This window comes from Rhizobium nepotum 39/7 (assembly GCF_000949865.1).
GTDB lineage: Bacteria > Pseudomonadota > Alphaproteobacteria > Rhizobiales > Rhizobiaceae > Agrobacterium > Agrobacterium nepotum.
Map to the genome: position 1 here is coordinate 25,028 of NZ_JWJH01000022.1, position 16,730 is coordinate 41,757.

Annotated in this window: 16 protein-coding genes; 8 read left to right on the forward strand and 8 right to left on the reverse strand. The window is 60.1% G+C overall.

Going from position 1 to position 16,730, the window contains the following annotated elements:
- Positions 1-23 precede the first annotated feature (23 nt).
- From ileS to RS75_RS20860, 3 genes are all read right to left on the reverse strand, one after another.
- Positions 24-2,927 carry an isoleucine--tRNA ligase gene (gene ileS / locus RS75_RS20850; protein WP_045024049.1) on the reverse strand — a complete coding sequence of 968 codons (2,904 nt, stop codon included), beginning with the start codon at positions 2,925-2,927 and terminating at the stop codon, positions 24-26.
- Positions 2,928-3,195: 268 nt separating this feature from the next.
- Positions 3,196-4,176 (reverse strand): bifunctional riboflavin kinase/FAD synthetase, encoded by a 981-nt coding sequence (locus RS75_RS20855; RefSeq protein WP_045024051.1) that lies wholly within the window; start codon positions 4,174-4,176, stop codon positions 3,196-3,198.
- 33 nt (positions 4,177-4,209) lie between these two features.
- On the reverse strand, positions 4,210-5,058 hold the full coding sequence (locus RS75_RS20860; RefSeq protein WP_045024053.1) for a TIGR01459 family HAD-type hydrolase: 849 nt from the start codon (positions 5,056-5,058) through the stop codon (positions 4,210-4,212).
- Between the two features lie 369 nt (positions 5,059-5,427).
- On the opposite strand from RS75_RS20860, the gene groES reads away from it, so the two are divergent.
- The 4 genes from groES to RS75_RS20880 all read left to right on the forward strand — a co-directional run bounded on the left by groES (position 5,428) and on the right by RS75_RS20880 (position 9,148).
- Entirely contained in the window at positions 5,428-5,724 is a 297-nt protein-coding gene (gene groES, locus RS75_RS20865) for a co-chaperone GroES (RefSeq protein WP_045024055.1), read from the forward strand.
- 74 nt (positions 5,725-5,798) lie between these two features.
- A complete protein-coding gene (gene groL, locus RS75_RS20870) occupies positions 5,799-7,433 on the forward strand; it encodes a chaperonin GroEL (protein ID WP_045024057.1) in 1,635 nt (544 codons plus the stop codon).
- Positions 7,434-8,124: 691 nt separating this feature from the next.
- On the forward strand, positions 8,125-8,559 hold the full coding sequence (locus RS75_RS20875; RefSeq protein ID WP_045024128.1) for a hypothetical protein: 435 nt from the start codon (positions 8,125-8,127) through the stop codon (positions 8,557-8,559).
- Positions 8,560-8,701: 142 nt separating this feature from the next.
- Entirely contained in the window at positions 8,702-9,148 is a 447-nt protein-coding gene (locus RS75_RS20880; protein ID WP_045024059.1) for a DoxX family protein, read from the forward strand.
- 68 nt (positions 9,149-9,216) lie between these two features.
- Here the strand turns inward: RS75_RS20880 and hisG are convergent, their stop codons facing one another.
- The 4 genes from hisG to hisS all read right to left on the reverse strand — a co-directional run bounded on the left by hisG (position 9,217) and on the right by hisS (position 13,217).
- Positions 9,217-9,909: an ATP phosphoribosyltransferase gene (gene hisG / locus RS75_RS20885; protein ID WP_045024061.1), complete on the reverse strand. Its 693-nt coding sequence runs from the start codon at positions 9,907-9,909 to the stop codon at positions 9,217-9,219.
- Positions 9,906-11,033 (reverse strand): ATP phosphoribosyltransferase regulatory subunit, encoded by a 1,128-nt coding sequence (locus RS75_RS20890; RefSeq protein ID WP_045024063.1) that lies wholly within the window; start codon positions 11,031-11,033, stop codon positions 9,906-9,908. Before RS75_RS20890 ends, hisG begins: the two co-directional genes overlap by 4 nt.
- Before the next feature lie 16 nt (positions 11,034-11,049).
- Positions 11,050-11,418: a VOC family protein gene (locus tag RS75_RS20895; RefSeq protein ID WP_045024065.1), complete on the reverse strand. Its 369-nt coding sequence runs from the start codon at positions 11,416-11,418 to the stop codon at positions 11,050-11,052.
- A 278-nt stretch (positions 11,419-11,696) separates the two neighbouring features.
- A complete protein-coding gene (hisS, locus tag RS75_RS20900) occupies positions 11,697-13,217 on the reverse strand; it encodes a histidine--tRNA ligase (protein ID WP_045024067.1) in 1,521 nt (506 codons plus the stop codon).
- A gap of 156 nt (positions 13,218-13,373) precedes the next feature.
- On the opposite strand from hisS, the gene relB reads away from it, so the two are divergent.
- Genes relB through RS75_RS20915 form a run of 3 tightly spaced genes read left to right on the forward strand, consistent with a single transcriptional unit; the run spans position 13,374 to position 14,631 of the window.
- The gene (gene relB / locus RS75_RS20905) at positions 13,374-13,607 is read left to right on the forward strand and encodes a type II toxin-antitoxin system RelB family antitoxin (RefSeq protein ID WP_045024069.1); all 234 of its coding nucleotides are present in this window, start codon (positions 13,374-13,376) and stop codon (positions 13,605-13,607) included.
- Positions 13,591-13,860, forward strand: a complete 270-nt coding sequence (locus tag RS75_RS20910) for a type II toxin-antitoxin system RelE family toxin (RefSeq protein ID WP_045024071.1) — start codon at positions 13,591-13,593, stop codon at positions 13,858-13,860. The genes relB and RS75_RS20910 overlap by 17 nt, the downstream gene beginning before the upstream one ends.
- 6 nt (positions 13,861-13,866) lie before the next feature.
- Positions 13,867-14,631: a hypothetical protein gene (locus RS75_RS20915; RefSeq protein WP_045024074.1), complete on the forward strand. Its 765-nt coding sequence runs from the start codon at positions 13,867-13,869 to the stop codon at positions 14,629-14,631.
- A gap of 52 nt (positions 14,632-14,683) precedes the next feature.
- Here the strand turns inward: RS75_RS20915 and RS75_RS20920 are convergent, their stop codons facing one another.
- Entirely contained in the window at positions 14,684-15,601 is a 918-nt protein-coding gene (locus tag RS75_RS20920; RefSeq protein WP_045024076.1) for a LysR family transcriptional regulator, read from the reverse strand.
- 81 nt (positions 15,602-15,682) lie between these two features.
- Here RS75_RS20920 and RS75_RS20925 point away from each other — a divergent pair, with 81 nt between their 5' ends.
- A complete protein-coding gene (locus tag RS75_RS20925) occupies positions 15,683-16,726 on the forward strand; it encodes a YeiH family protein (RefSeq protein WP_045024078.1) in 1,044 nt (347 codons plus the stop codon).
- The last annotated feature ends 4 nt before the right edge of the window (positions 16,727-16,730 follow it).

Here is a 16,730-nt window from a genome sequence, read left to right on the forward strand (position 1 = left end):
CGCAATTCATCCGGTTATTTTCCTTATCGAAGCGCGGCAAGCTCGCGCAGTGCCGCCGCATCGCGAGCCGAAACCTCCGGATAGTCCGGATCGGAACCGACATCGGTGGTGATGCGCCAGGAGCGGGCGCATTTTGCGCCTTCCGCCAGCTTCTGCTCGACCACGACCTTGGCAACTTCCGGCAGGCGGAAACCATCGGCGGGGCCTTCGTCACCGACCACCGAAATGGCCGAGGTGATGCAGATTTCGGCAAAATCCTGCCCTGCCAGAGCCGCCAGAAGATCGGCATCGGCAATGTGCACGACGGGTGCGGCCTCAAGCGAGGAACCGATGCGCTTTTCACGGCGCTCGACTTCGAGCGCACCGGTGACGACCGTGCGGACCTTGCGGATTTTTTCCCACTTCGCTTCCAGCGCATCGTTCTTCCATTCCGCCGGGATTTCCGGGAACTGGACAAGATGCACCGATTCCGCATCCGGATAGCGAGAAAGCCACGCTTCCTCGGTGGTAAAGGGCAGCATGGGCGCGAGCCACGAGACGAGGCAATCGAACAGCTTGGCGATGACCGACAGCGATGCCCGGCGCTTCAGCGACGATGGCGCGTCGCAATAAAGCGTGTCCTTGCGGATGTCGAAGTAGAAGGCCGAAAGCTCGACATTGGCAAAGTCGATCAGCGCGCGGGTGATCTTCTTGAATTCGAAACCATCATAACCTTCGCGCACGACGCCATCCAGTTCGGACAGGCGATGCAGCACCAGCTTTTCCAGCTCCGGCAGATCGGCATAGGCGACCTCCTCCCCCTCATAATGGGCAAGGGTTCCGAGCATCCAGCGGATGGTGTTGCGCAGCTTGCGATAGGCATCGACATTGGTCTGGATGATCGCCTTGCCGAGACGCTGATCTTCCCAATAGTCTGTCGTCATGACCCACAGGCGCAGAATATCCGCACCCGACTGGCTCATGACTTCCTGCGGGGCGACCACATTGCCGAGCGATTTCGACTGTTTGCGGCCCTGCTCATCCATGGTGAAACCATGGGTGACAACGGCGTTATAGGGCGCGCGGCCACGGGTCGCGCAGCTTTCCAGCAGCGACGAATGGAACCAGCCGCGATGCTGGTCGGAGCCTTCGAGATAGACATCCGCCGGCCATTTCAGGTCCGGGCGGTCTTCCAGCGTGAAGGTATGGGTGCAGCCACTGTCGAACCACACGTCGAGAATATCCATGACCTGCTGCCATTTGGCATGGTCGTGGTCGTTGCCGAGGAAACGTTCCTTGGCTCCTGCGGCGAACCAGGCATCAGCACCTTCAGCCTCGAAGGCCTCGATGATGCGGGCGTTGACGGCCTCGTCGACCAGGACCTCGCCATTCTCGTCGGCAAAGATGGCGATCGGCACGCCCCAGCTGCGCTGACGCGACAGAACCCAGTCGGGCCGGCCTTCAATCATGGCGCGCAGGCGGTTCTGGCCGGACGCCGGAACGAAACGGGTCTGGTCGATGGCGTCAAGCGAACGCGAACGCAGCGTCGTGCCGTCGCCGAGTTCCTTGTCCATATAGACGAACCATTGCGGCGTGTTGCGGAAGATGACCGGCTTCTTGGAGCGCCAGCTATGCGGATAGCTGTGCTTCAGACGGCCGCGCGCAAAGAGGTTATGGGCAGCGATCAGCGCCTTGATGACGCGGTCGTTGGCATCGCCCTTCTTGCCGTTATCGTCCATGACACGGGCAGCGCCGCTTTCGGCAGACGGGCCGAAACCGGGAGCGTCCTCGGTGTAAAAACCGTCATCGCCGACCGGGAACGGGATGGCCGGCGAAACACCGCGTGCTTCCAGCTCACGCTGATGCGCGGTCCAGACGTCAAAGTCCTCGCGGCCATGGCTTGGCGCGGTGTGCACGAAGCCCGTACCGGCATCGTCGGTGACATGATCGCCATCGAGAAGCGGAACCGGGAAATCGTAACCGAGCGAGGCCAGCGGATGGGCGCAGGTGATGGCGGCCAGTTCTTCGGCGTTCACATCGCGAACGAACTTGAAAGTCAGCTTCGCCTTGGCAGCAGCCTCATCGGCAAGCTTCCGCGCAAAGATCAACTTTTCACCCGGCTGCGGGCCGAAATCGTTCTGCGCGCTTTCGACTTCGTAGAGGCCATATTCGACCCGCGAAGAGAAGGCGATGGCGCGGTTGCCGGGGATGGTCCACGGCGTGGTCGTCCAGATGACGACGGAGACGCCGGACAGAGCGGGCGTTGCATCCTTCACCGGGAACTTCACCCAGATCATGTCGCTCTCGACGTCATGATATTCGACCTCGGCTTCCGCCAGCGCCGTGCGCTCGACAACCGACCACATGATCGGCTTCGAGCCGCGATAAAGCTGACCGCTTTTGGCGATCTTCAAGAGTTCGCCGGCGATGCGGGCTTCGGCGTGGAAGTTCATCGTCGTATAGGGCTTGTCGAAGTCGCCCTCGATGCCGAGACGCTTGAACTCTTCCGACTGCACCTTGATCCAGCCGGCCGCGAAGTCACGGCATTCCTTGCGGAATTCGTTGACCGGAACCTCATCCTTGTTCTTGCCTTTGGCGCGGTAGGCTTCCTCGATCTTCCATTCGATCGGCAGGCCGTGGCAATCCCAGCCCGGAACGTAGTTGGCGTCGTAACCGCGCATCTGGAACGAGCGGGTGATGACGTCCTTCAGGATCTTGTTCAGCGCATGGCCGATGTGGATGTTGCCATTGGCATAGGGCGGGCCGTCATGCAGCACGAATTTCTCGCGGCCGGCGGCGGAAGCGCGCAGCTTCTTGTAAAGGCCCATGTCCTGCCAGCGCTTCACCGTTTCCGGTTCTTTCTGCGGCAGGCCGGCGCGCATCGGAAAATCCGTCTGCGGCAGATAGAGGGTGGCGGAATAGTCGAATTTTTCTGCGGTGTCGCTCATAATTGTACCGTTGTTGCGCGCCGTTTCGGCCGCGCCATCTCAATTTCAAAGAGGGCAAATACGGAAAGCGCCATCACAAATGCCATGACAAGCGCCAAAATCCCGGACCTTCCGGCTCTTCAGAGCGGGCGGAAGGCCGGGCCAATAATTCGGCCAATCTGAACTGTAAACAGCAACCGGTATTGGGACATGGCCGGTTGTTTATGCGGTTTTCCGGCAAAAAGGAAGTGAAAAGCGACGACGATCGGGGATGGCATTACCTGCCCGCTCAAAATGCGATCTTCGCGTCCACTTCGCTCAGCGGCCGCACGCCTGACAGCATCGCCCTTGCCTCTTCCTCGTCACGCCTGATCTGCGCGACCAGCGGTTCCAGGCCGTCAAATTTCAGTTCGTCGCGCAGGTGCCCGAAGAAGGACACCGAACAGATCTCACCGTAAAGATCGCCGGAAAAATCGAAGACATAGGTTTCCAGCAACGCGGCGCCGTTTTCGGTGACCGTCGGGCGGTAACCGAAGCTTGCAACGCCATCGTGGATCGCACCATCGGGACGGCGGAACCGCACGGCATAGATGCCCGCCTTCAGTTCCGTTTCCGGCGCGAGCGCCATGTTGGCTGTCGGATAACCCAGCGTGCGCCCGAGCTTCTGGCCGCCGATGACTTCGCTCTCCACCGTGAAACGGTAACCGAGCAGGCCTGCGGCGCCCGCCACCTCACCCTCGCACAAAAGCGAACGGATACGGCTGGAGGAGACGACATCCGCGCCCTCGTCGCGAAAGGCGTCCACCAGCGTCACGTCGAAGCCATGGCGCTTGCCGGCCGCCATCAGAAATGCCGGACCGCCTTCGCGGCCCTTGCCGAAGTGAAAATCGAAGCCGGTGACGACCGCGCTGGCGCCCAGCCAGTCGACCAGAATGGAATTGACGAATTCGTCCGCCGAGCGCTGCGAGAATTCCCGGTCGAAGGGATATTCGATGACGGAGCGGAAACCGATGGCTTCGAGGATGCGCGCCTTCAACGGCGCGGGCGTCAGCCGGAAAACCGGCGTTTCGGGGCGGAATATGGAACGCGGATGCGGTTCGAAGGTCAGCACCAGCGCCGGAACGCCGCGCGCCTCGGCCAGTTCCAGCGCGCGGTCCAGTACGGCGCGGTGGCCGCGATGCACACCATCGAAATTGCCGATCGCGATGACGCCGCCGCGAAGAGCTTCCGGCAACGGCTCTTTTTTTTCATTGCGATGAAAGACGGTCATGGCAGTCGATCCAATTTTTACGCCAGCTATTCACTAAGCAAGACGGGGCATCCACCAGCCGGGAGCAGCACCCTGCCCCTTCAGATAGGCGTTGAGAAGCGCCTCATCCGTCTGGCCGTTCAGCGTATATTCGGCGGCGTGAATGCCGCCGCTGATATAAAGAAGGTTGAGGCCGCTCGCAATCGCGCCCTTCACATCCGTCGGCATGCCGTCGCCGATGGCGAGCACGCGATCCTTGGCGAAGGCGCCGCGCACCTCTCCGGCCGCAGCCAGGCAGGCTTCGTAGATCGGCGCATGCGGTTTTCCGGCAATGCGGACTTCGCCGCCAAGCTGTTCGTAATAAGCGGCCATGGCGCCGGCGCAGGGGATGATGCGCTCGCCGCGCTCCACCACCAGATCGGGGTTGGCGCAGATCATCGGCACCTTGCGGGCGATGAAGCCTTTCAGCATTTCCGTATAATCTTCGGGCGTTTCCGTCTCGTCATCGAAGAAACCGGTGCAGACCACGGATTGCGCATCCGCCTCGCCGACACGTTCGACATCGAGACCTTCGAGCAAAGGCATGTCCCGATCAGGACCCAGCAGAAAGACTTTTTTCGGGCCTTCCGCGATCAGGCCACGGGTGACGTCGCCCGAGGTGATGATGCGGTCATACGCCTCATCCGGTACGCCGAGCACGCGAAGCTGCGCGATGACGCCGGGGGCGGGACGTGGCGAATTGGTGATGAGCACCACCGTCTTGCCGACCTTGCGCGCTTCGTGCAGTGCAACCGCCGCATCCGGAAAAACGCTGACACCATTGTGCAGCACGCCCCAGACATCCGAAAGAATAACGTCGAACCCGTCAGTGATTTCGCCGAGGGTGAGAATGCGATGGGCCATGATGTGCTTTCCGGATGCGAGAAAAGGGTGTGCGTCAAATGGCAAAGCAGGACGCTAATGGCAAGGAAAAAAGCGGCGTCGGGCCTGCCAGCAGCCGACCCGCCACTGTCCGACCATAAAAGCGCGCTACGCCTGAGACGACGGCGGGCCTGCGGAAAGGGGCGGTTTGCCCGCGCACGTCAGCGCGTGGAAATTTCTGTCATGGAACGCTGATAACCATAGGGCGTGAAATTTTTCCGACGGCGCGTTCTTGACTCCGGAAGGACGCCTCCTTATCTCCGCTTCGCTGGCACTCCAACAAAGGGAGTGCTAACACCCATCACGCGAGCCTCCACGGCTCGTGAAGTCATTTGATCGAGGGATTAGGCAATGACAAGCACCAATTTCCGTCCGCTTCATGATCGCGTCGTCGTTCGTCGCGTTGAGTCCGAAGCAAAGACCAAGGGCGGCATCATCATTCCCGATACCGCCAAGGAAAAGCCGCAGGAAGGCGAAATCGTCGCCATCGGTTCCGGCGCACGCGATGAGGCCGGCAAGATCGTCGCTCTCGACGTCAAGGTTGGCGATCGCGTTCTGTTCGGCAAGTGGTCGGGCACCGAAGTCAAGCTCAACGGTGAAGACCTTCTGATCATGAAGGAAGCCGACATCATGGGTATCATCGGCTGATTTAGCCGAACCCATCGTTTCCTTAAATTTCAAGCCGGACCCCGTCCGGCCGTTCGAAACCAGGAGTTTTGAAAATGGCAGCCAAAGAAGTCAAATTCGGCCGCTCAGCGCGCGAAAAGATGCTCAAGGGCGTCGACGTTCTTGCTGATGCAGTGAAGGTCACCCTCGGCCCGAAGGGTCGTAACGTCGTTATCGAGAAGTCCTTCGGCGCACCGCGCATCACCAAGGACGGCGTTTCCGTCGCCAAGGAAATCGAACTGGAAGACAAGTTCGAGAACATGGGCGCACAGCTCGTTCGCGAAGTCGCTTCCAAGACCAACGACATCGCCGGTGACGGCACCACCACCGCAACGGTTCTGGCCCAGGCCATCGTTCGCGAAGGTGCAAAGGCAGTTGCTGCCGGCATGAACCCGATGGACCTGAAGCGCGGCATCGATCTTGCTGTTGCAGAAGTCGTCAAGGACCTTCAGGCCAAGGCCAAGAAGATCAACACTTCGGAAGAAGTTGCACAGGTCGGCACGATCTCTGCAAACGGCGAGCGTCAGATCGGTCTCGACATCGCTGAAGCAATGCAGCGCGTCGGCAACGAAGGCGTCATCACCGTTGAAGAAGCCAAGACCGCTGAAACCGAACTCGAAGTCGTCGAAGGCATGCAGTTCGACCGCGGCTACCTGTCGCCCTACTTCGTGACCAACCCGGAAAAGATGGTTGCGGACCTCGAAGACGCTTACATCCTTCTGCACGAAAAGAAGCTTTCGAACCTCCAGGCCATGCTGCCGGTTCTCGAAGCTGTCGTTCAGACCGGCAAGCCGCTCGTCATCATCGCTGAAGACGTAGAAGGCGAAGCTCTTGCAACGCTCGTCGTCAACAAGCTGCGTGGCGGCCTCAAGATCGCTGCCGTCAAGGCTCCGGGCTTCGGCGACCGCCGCAAGGCCATGCTGGAAGACATCGCCATCCTGACCGGTGGCACCGTCATTTCCGAAGACCTCGGCATCAAGCTCGAAACCGTAACTCTCGACATGCTCGGCAAGGCGAAGAAGGTTTCGATCTCCAAGGAAAACACCACGATCGTCGACGGTGCCGGCCAGAAGTCCGACATCGAAGGCCGCGTTGCCCAGATCAAGGCGCAGATCGAAGAAACCACTTCCGATTACGACCGCGAAAAGCTGCAGGAACGTCTTGCCAAGCTCGCTGGCGGCGTTGCCGTGATCCGCGTTGGCGGTTCGACGGAAGTTGAAGTGAAGGAAAAGAAGGACCGCATCGACGACGCTCTCAACGCGACGCGCGCTGCTGTTCAGGAAGGCATCGTACCGGGCGGCGGCGTTGCCCTGCTGCGTTCCTCCACGAAGATCACCGTCAAGGGTGTGAACGACGACCAGGAAGCCGGCATCAACATCGTGCGTAAGGCTCTGCAGTCTCTGGTTCGCCAGATCGCAGAAAACGCAGGTGACGAAGCTTCCATCGTTGTTGGCAAGATCCTCGAGAAGAACGAAGACAACTACGGCTACAACGCCCAGACCGGCGAATATGGCGACCTGATCCAGCTCGGCATCGTCGACCCGGTCAAGGTTGTTCGCACGGCTCTGCAGAACGCAGCTTCGGTTGCTTCTCTGCTGATCACCACCGAAGCCATGATCGCCGAACTTCCGAAGAAGGATTCGGGAATGCCCCAGATGCCTGGCGGCGGCATGGGCGGCATGGACTTCTAATCAGTCCTGTCACTGGAATACGAAAGGGCGGTCTTCGGATCGCCCTTTTTCTTTGCCGCCCATACCTTTCAGGGGTCTGGCTTCGCAAGCGCGCCAGACGGGCGGCATGGACTTCTAATCAGTCCTGTCACTGGAATACGAAAGGGCGGTCTTCGGATCGCCCTTTTTCTTTGCCGCCCATACCTTTCAGAGGTCTGGCGTCGCAAGCGCGCCAGACGGGCGGCATGGACTTCCAATCAGTCCTGTCACTGGAATACGAAAGGGCGGTCTTCGGATCGCCCTTTTTCTTTGCCGGGCATTGGCTTAAAAAATATTGTTTCTTTTTGAAACAGTGGCAACGTTAGCCGGCTTGTGTTTGGCGGCGTGTGCAATAACCGGTCGCCACGAGGGACGAATCACAATCGTCAATGGGGCGGATCTTCATCCCCTCCAATTTATAAGTACGACGTTTAGTTGATTTTTTCGTATATTTCACGAATACGATGAAGGAATACATATTATTTTTGATTTTCTCTCTGACAGGTTGTTGTAGGCAGAAGAAAATAAACTATAAGTCCGCCCCATAAGGGTGCCGCGACGGAACGCAAGCATTGAAGGGGTTCGATGCTTGGCAACCACGTTCGACCGCGGGTGGCGATGAAAGATCAACTTTTGCAGCGAAGCCTGGACTTGCGGCGCTGATACGATGTTCATGCGGGGGCGCGATTTGTTCGAAATATCAAGACGCAACGATGCTCTGCCTGCGGCCGCGACAACCATTCCGGATACCCATACCCTGTCGCATTTCTTTGTTTCGGAAGAATGGAGCGGTGATCTTTCGAGCGGCGTCATCAAGCTTGGCGAACATGCCTCGTTCATGCATGGCCTGCCACAGGGCGAATGCGGCCTGCTGAGCCTGATCCGTTGTTATGACCGTGGCCACCACGCCCGCGTCCTCGAACTTTTCGAACAGGCTTCCGCCGCACCCTCGCGCTTCTGTTTCTCCACCGGCCTGTTCACCCTGCCGGCAATGCGGCAGCCGCTCATCTGCATGGGCGAATCCTCCGGTTTCGAGGTCGGCCAGCAAGGGCGTATATCCGGCCTGTTCCTGTTTCCGCGTTTTGAGGATATGCGCTTCGCCGCCTGAGCGCCGCCGAGCGTTCACAAAATGAAGACAATTCGTCTTCTATTGTTCATCTTTATAGATGGATGATTTTCAGTCATTGGTATCTCCAGACATTGCCTCGCAGCTCAACCGGCGACACGCCGATCATTTACCGGAGATATCCATGTCCAGCAGCCAGAACGTCCTCGTTCTCATTGCCCGCATTCTGCTTTCCTTCATTTTCATCTATTCAGGCTTTGGCAAACTCACCGATCCGGCCGGCACCGCCGGCATGATCGCCGGTGCAGGCCTGCCTGCCGCAACCGCGCTCGCCTATCTTGCCGGCCTGTTCGAATTCGTTGCCGGCCTTGCCATTCTCGCCGGCTTCCAGACGAAGATTGCCGCATGGGCGCTTGCCGTCTTCTGCGTATTCACCGGTCTCGTGTTCCACAGCGGCACCGTTGCGGTTCCCGGCTGGCCTGAGCCTGCTCTCGGCTGGATCAACACGCTGAACGGCATCATGCTGGTGAAGAACATCACCCTTGCCGGCGCCTACATCCTGCTCGCGGCCTTCGGCCCCGGCGCCTATTCCGTTGACGCCAAGCGCGGCGTCGCCTTGGCCCACGCCTGAGTCAACTCAACAGACCGACAAAGAAAAAGCTGCCGGAGCGATCCGGCGGCTTTTTTCTTTTTGCAGTTTCAGACGGCCGCTTTTATGCGCGCCGCGATCTCCTGAACCGCCGCATCGCCCTCATGCTCCGGCTTGCGCGCCCGCACAAAGCAGGCTTCCGAGCGGACGATGACGCCGTCGGACAGGATTTTCAGGTGGTTGGCCTTCAGCGTCGAACCGGTGGAGGTGATATCGACGATGATATCCGCCTGCCCCGCCGCAGGCGCGCCTTCGGTAGCACCTAGGCTTTCGACAATCCGATAAAGCTGGATGCCGTGCTGGCGCGAAAAGAACTGCTGCGTCAGCCGCCAGTATTTGGTGGCGATCGCCAGCCTACGGCCATGGCGGGCACGGAACTCCGAGGCCACGTCGCCGAGATCGGCCATGCTGTCCACATCCAGCCAGATTTCCGGCACGGCGACGACGACATCGGCATGGCCGAAACCGAGGCGGGCGCAGAATTCCACCTGCGCATCGGCATTGGTCAGCCCTTCGCGCACCAGGTCTTCCCCCGTCACGCCGAAATCCACGCTTCCCGCGCCGATCTCGCGGGCGATCTCGGAGGCCGACAGATAGGCGATCTCGATATCGTCGCGCCCTTCGATACGGCCGCGATAGGAGCGGTCGTTGCCGACGGCCGCAACCTTCAGCCCGGCGCGTTCCAGAACGGCGGAGGCGTCTTCCTTCATCCGGCCCTTGGAGGGCAAGGCAATGGTGATCATGGCATGTTGCTCCCGCGCACCATCTCGATGCGATCCAGCCAGAGCGAAAAGCCCACGGCCGGTATTTTTTCCTGCGCGCCAAGCAGCGTCAGCAGCCGGTCGAAGCGCCCCCCACCGGCCAGCACGCTATCGCTACCCGCTTCCGCCACCTCGAAAACAAGGCCGGTATAATAATCGAGCGGACGGCCGAAGGCCGCGCCATAGGTGACCGTTTCGAGATCGACCCCGGCATTGGCCAGCGCCGCGACACGATTGTCGAAAGCGGAAAGCGCACCGTCCAGTTTCAGCTTCGCCTTCGCGGCGAAGTCAGCCAGAATTTGTGATGCCTGCGGCAAGGGCGCCTGCAGGGCCAGAAACTGCTTGAGCAGCTCGAAGCTCTCATCCGGCAAGCGCGTGGCGGCGAGCGCCAGCTTTTCCCGCAGACGGCGGGCGATTTCCTGCGGCGAGCGGCTGGCATTGGTGGAATAACCGGTTTCCTGCATCACCGTGTCGAGATACTCGACCAGCACCGCCTCGTCTCCCGTCGCCAGAAGGCCGGCGACCCGCGCGTCAAGGCCGGTCATGGGCTTGGGGTGCACAAGACTTTCCAGCAGCGCGTCGAGCTGCGCCATATCTCCAAAAGCGTGCACCAGCCTTTTTTGCCAGCCAAGCGGCAGGCCGAGTGCTGCGACCACCGCCTCGAACACCTGCTGATCGCCCAGCGTGACGGAGAGCGAACGTCCGGGCAGCAGCCGTTTCAGGATGGCGGTTGCGTCGATGACGGCGCGAGCATCGGCAGCGGCGATATCGGTATCGCCGAGATCCTCGATGCCAGCCTGATAAAATTCGTTCGCCCCCTCACGGCGCTGGCGGAACACCTCGCCCAGATAGGAATAACGCTTCGGCGTGCCGGTCGCCGTCTCGATATGGCGAAGGCAGACGGGAATGGTGAATTCGGGGCGCAGACACAGGCTCTCACCCGTCTCGCTTTCCGTCATGAAAATACGACGGCGCAAATCCTCGCCCGCCATATCCAGAAACGGTTGAGCGGGCTGGATAACGGGCGTGTTCACACGGCTTGTGCGGCGCGCGGCGAATTCTTCCAATAGCTCTCCGGAAAATTCCGGCATGTCGATCAGGGGCATGGAACGGTACTTTTCGTCACGGTTCGAGCGGCTGCATCATTTCGATGCGGTTTCCGAAGGGATCATGGACATAAAACCGGTGATATCCTTCAAGCGGCTCATCCTCAACCACATGGCAGCCCGCAGTTTCAAGTGTTTTTCGCAAGATCTTGAGATCATCGACCAGAAAGGCCGGATGGGCCTTCCTTGCCGGCCTGAAATCCTGCTCGACGCCGAGGTGGAGTTTTATCGGGCCACAGGTGAACCAGCATCCGCCACGCGCGGCAAGATTGGCGGGTTTTGCCTGCTCCGCAAAGCTGAGCAGGCCACTATAAAATGCCCGCGCATCGTCTTCCCGACCAGCAGGCATCGCCAGTTGAACGTGATCGAGCGCAAGTATAGCCATGGCCCTAGCGCCCTTCGGCGGCGCGGTGAACTATTGCAACGATTCTCGGGGAAATTCGGCTCTTTCGATCGAGAAGGCTCAAATATGAGGATTGGGCCGCGAGATACCCCCCTCTGCCCTGCCGGGCATCTCCCCCCACAAGGGGGAGATCAGCAAGGCGGACACCCGCCGCTTTATTTTCAAGCGTCGAGATGGCCGGAACATAGCCGCATATCGATCTCCCCCCTTGTGGGGGAGATGCCCGGCAGGGCAGAGGGGGGTAAACGGCGCGCATCACATTACTTGCCTTGCGCCCGCAGCAAATCTTCGGCCTGTGCCTCCAGAATCTCGCGAACCTTCGCCACCAGTTCGGCTTCGGGTGCGGTGACCTGCGCCACGCGCGCTTCGCGCCAGCTGGCATTGTCCTCAATCTCGCCGGAAAGGCGCTTGCCTTCGATCAGGTCCTTGATCTGCACCACGCCTTCGGCGCGCTCGTCACCGCCCTGGATGATGGCGATGGGGGAACCGAGACGGTCGGCATATTTCAGCTGGTTGCCGAATTTCTTCCAGTTGCCCTGATACATTTCGGCACGGATGCCTTCCGCGCGCAGCGCCTGCGTGAAGCGCTGGTAACGGCCCATGCTCTCCACATCGCCATCCATGACGGTGATCAGAACAGGTGCCAGCGGCTTGACCTGACCGAGCTTGCCGAGGTTTTTGAGCGCAGTCATCAGGCGCGAGACGCCGATGGAGAAGCCCGTGGCCGGAACCGGCTGGCCCATGAAGCGCGAAACGAGACCATCATAACGTCCGCCACCGCCGACCGAGCCGAACACGACCTTTTCGCCCTTTTCATTGGTGACATCGAAGGTCAGCTCGGCTTCATAGACCGGGCCGGTGTAATATTCGAGGCCACGCACGACGGAGGGATCGATCTTGATGCGTGTCGCATCGTAACCGGCACCCGAGACCAGAGCGCCGATAATGTTCAGTTCATCAACGCCTTCCGCGCCTTTCGACGTGCCTGCAACCAGTTTTGCAAGATCATCGGCGCTTTCCGCATAATCCTTGATGCCGACGAAAAACAGAACCTTTTCGATCTGCTCGTCGCCGAGACCCGCGCCCTTGGTGAAGTCGCCGGACTCATCCTTACGGCCGGGACCGAGCAGCAGTCTCACGCCTTCCGGACCGAACTTGTCGAGCTTGTCGATGGCGCGCAGCACGTTCAGGCGACGACCGGCATTCTCCTCGCCGCCCAGGCCGATGGCTTCCATGACGCCATCGAGCACTTTGCGGTTGTTGACACGGATGACGTAGTCGCCGCGCTGAATACCCAGTGCTTCTAGCGTATCGGCCATCATCATGCACATTTCGGCATCGGCCTGCACGCCAGCAGCACCGACCGTATCGGCATCGAACTGCATGAATTGGCGGAAGCGGCCGGGGCCAGGCTTTTCGTTGCGGAAGACGTAACCGGCGCGATAGGTGCGGTATGGCAGCTGGATTTCGTTGAAGTTTTCCGCGACGTGGCGGGCGAGCGGCGCGGTCAGATCGTAACGCAGGCTCATCCACTGATCGTCGTCGTCCTGCAACGAAAACACGCCCTCGTTCGGGCGGTCGCTGTCGGGCAGGAACTTGCCAAGCGCATCGGTATATTCGAACAGCGGTGTCTCGATGGGGTCGAAACCGTAAAGTTCGTAGACCTTGCGGATCTTGTCAATCATCTCATTCACGGCATGGATATCGGCAGCCGAACGGTCCACGAAGCCGCGCGGCAGGCGGGCTTTCAGTTTCTGAGGCTTTTTCTGCTTTTCGCTCATGATGCCGATCCGATATTTTCCTGAAATTATGCCGGTGTATTAGAGGATGAAGCCCGGTGCGGCAAGCCGCAAAGGCTCCGGTTCTGCTGGCCCCGCAAGGCGAGTGGTGTTATATGGGATGCATGTATCCCATTTCGGCTTGGAAAGGACGAGACCATGAGCAAACAGACGGCCATTCGCCTGCCGGACGAGACCTATGAACGGCTGAAAGCGCTTTCCGAGCGCACCGGCCGCACATCCGCTTTTTACATCCGCGAGGCAATCGAGAAACATATCGAGGATATGGAAGATCTTTATCTCGCCGAAGAGGCGACGCGGCGGCGTATCGCGAACAAAGAGCGCACCTATACTCTGGAAGAAGTGATGCGCGATCTTGACCTGGAAAATTGAATTCCAGCACCGCGCCCTCAAGCAACTGGAAAAACTGACGAAGAGCGAGGCTAATCGTATCGTTTCTTTTCTCGCGGACCGGATCGTCCAAGACGACAATCCCCGCAGGACCGGCGCCGCCCTGCAAGGCTCCGAACTCGGCAGTTTCTGGCGCTACCGTGTCGGCGATTACCGTATCATCTGCGATATACAGGACCACAAGCTTGTCGTGCTGGTGGTCGAAATCGGCCATCGTCGCGATATTTACCGTTAGGCACCCATGATCCCCGAAGCCCTGCAATATGCCGCCACCCAGGCGGTGACGCCGAAGCCTTTTCGGCTGCATATCCGCTATTCCGTGAACCTCTGGGCGCGCGCCAACCGCTGCGCCAGGGCATGGGCGGAGCATGAGAACAACAGCCGGCAATTCGTACTGCAATCGGCAAGAAAGCTGAAACAGAGGCGAACGGCGGTGGTGCTGGGGTCCGGCCTGCTGCGCGACGTGCCCTATGGCGCACTGGTGGCGATGTTCGACACAGTCGTCTTGGTCGATCTGGTGCACCTTGCCAGCGTGCAGGCCAAGCTGCGCTTCAATTCCAAAAAGAATGTGCGCATTGCCCACCGCGACCTCTCCGGTTTCGACGAAATCCTCGCCGGGAAAGAACCGGAGCCGCTCGAGTTCCTGCGGCGGGTGCCCTATCTCGATTTCGTCGTCTCGGCCAATCTCCTGTCGCAGATCGGCACCGGCGCGCGGCATCGACTGGAACGGGAGAAAATTGCAGGCGCGCCGGAGGACCTTCTGCCGAGGCTCATTCAGACCCATCTGGACGCGTTGACCAGCCTTCCCTGCAAGGTGTGCCTCGTGACGGACACATCCTTCGATGTCATCGGCAAGGACCGCAGCGTACACCAGCACGAGGACTTGCTGCATGGCGTCGGTATTTCCGCGCCCGCCGCCTCCTGGGAATGGCCGCTTGCCCCGTTTGGGGAAGAAAGCAGGGATTATCGCATCGTTCATCACGTCGTTGCCCGTGAATTGACGTGATCGTCCCTGCTGCCCGCGCAGTCGGTCAGACGATGCCGGACCGCTTTCGGGCCTACAAGCCGGCGAGACCGGCCTTGTAATCCTCCGAGGCGGCGCGGCTGAGACGCTCCAGTTCCATCGCCGCGCGGCTGGTGTGGCGTTCCTTGTGGCGCAACAGGGCGAAGTTACGGGCGGGCAGATCGATGCCTGAGCGGACCAGCAATCCCTGCCGCAGGAAGAGGGACGCGACGGAGGCCGAGACCGCCGTCGCCGCTCCGCCCGAACGCGCCGCCATCACCACCGCCTCGTTGGAGGGCAGTTCCAGCATGACGGAAAGATCGGCCGGATCGACACCCATCTGCCGCACCGCCGCCTCGAAAGCGGAACGGGTGCCGGAGCCCTGCTCGCGCAAAACCCAGGATGTTCCGTAGAGCATATCGAGAGCAGTCAGATAACGGCCATCGGCGAAAGGATGGGCCGACCCGGTGACGACCAGAAGCTTGTCGGATACCACGGGTTGCACCATCAGCGCGGGTTCGTCTATCCTGCCTTCGATGAAACCGACCTCCGCCAGGCCGTCGAGCACGGCCTGCGTCACCGTTTTCGTATTGCCGATATCGAGCTTCACCGTGACGCCCGGATAGAGCTTCTTGAACTGCATCAGGATCGGCGGCAACCAGTAACTCGCTATCGTCTGGCTGGCGCAAACGGTGATTTCGCCGCGCGTCAGGCCGCCCATCTCCGACAGGATAAGTTCCGCACTTCTGACGCGCGCCAGCGTCGCCTTCGCTTCCCCCAGAAATACCCGCCCGCTTTCGGTTAGTTCGATATTGCGGCCGACGCGATGAAAAAGCTCGACATTATAAAAGGCCTCGAGGTTCTTGATAGCGGAACTGACCGCCGAGGCGGTCAGACCGATCGCCTGCGCGGCCCTGGTCAGATGCTCGCGTTCGGCGACGGCGATGAAGATGCGCAACTGTTCGAAGGTCATGGCATTCCGTTCGATTTTATCGAATAATATATGCCATATTATTTGATAGAATAAAACATGTCGCTACGGCATTGTCTGGCCATGGCACAGCATCGCACTCTCACCCACCCCTTTCAGTTTTCCCTGCGCTGGTTCACCTCGCTTCTGCCGGGCATTCTGCTCTGCGCGGCGGTCAGCTGCGCGGCTATTCTGGCGGAGCGTTTTCAGGTGCGGTTTGCGGGGCACGCATGGCTTGGTGATCTCGTGCTTGCCATTCTGATCGGGACGTTTGTCCGTTCGCTGGTGTCGCTGCCGGCGGTCGCTTCGGCCGGTATCAAGTTCAGCGCCAAGACGTTGCTTGAGATCGCGGTGGCGCTTCTCGGCGCATCCTTGAGCCTTGCCATCCTGAAAGGTGCCGGCGGCCTGCTGATCGGTGGTATTGCGGTGATCGTCGCGCTGTCGCTGATCGTCAGCTATGCTGCCGGGCGAATGCTGGGATTGCCGCCGAAACTCGCGACGCTGATTGCCTGCGGCAATTCCATCTGCGGCAATTCCGCCATCGCGGCGGCTGCACCCGCCATCGGTGCCAAGCCGGAAGATGTCGCCGCCTCGATCGCTTTCACGGCAGTCCTTGGTGTCGTCGCCGTTTTGCTGATGCCGTTCCTGCCGCAGCTTCTCGGTCTCGACGCCACTCAATATGGCATCTTTGCGGGCCTGACGGTCTATGCGGTGCCGCAGGTGCTGGCCGCCACCGCGCCGCTCGGCGCAGTCGCAGTGCAGACCGGCACAATCGTCAAGCTCATCCGCGTCCTGATGCTGGGGCCGGTCATCGCCGCCCTTTCCGTCATCCACGGTCAGTCCGGCACGCAACGCCTGAAGCTACAGCAGATGGTGCCATGGTTCATCATCTGCTTCGTGCTGATGATCATGGCCCGGTCCTTCGGGCTCATTCCCGAAGCTTTGCTCGCCCCCGTCGCCTCGCTCTCCAACATCCTCACCATCATGTCGATGGCGGCACTTGGTCTCTCGGTCGATATTCGCAGCCTTCGCCATGCCGGCGGCAAGGTCATCGTCGCCGCCAGCCTCTCGCTCGTGCTGCTTGGAATTTTGAGCTTCGGTCTGATCGTGTTGACGCAGACGGCCTGAAGAT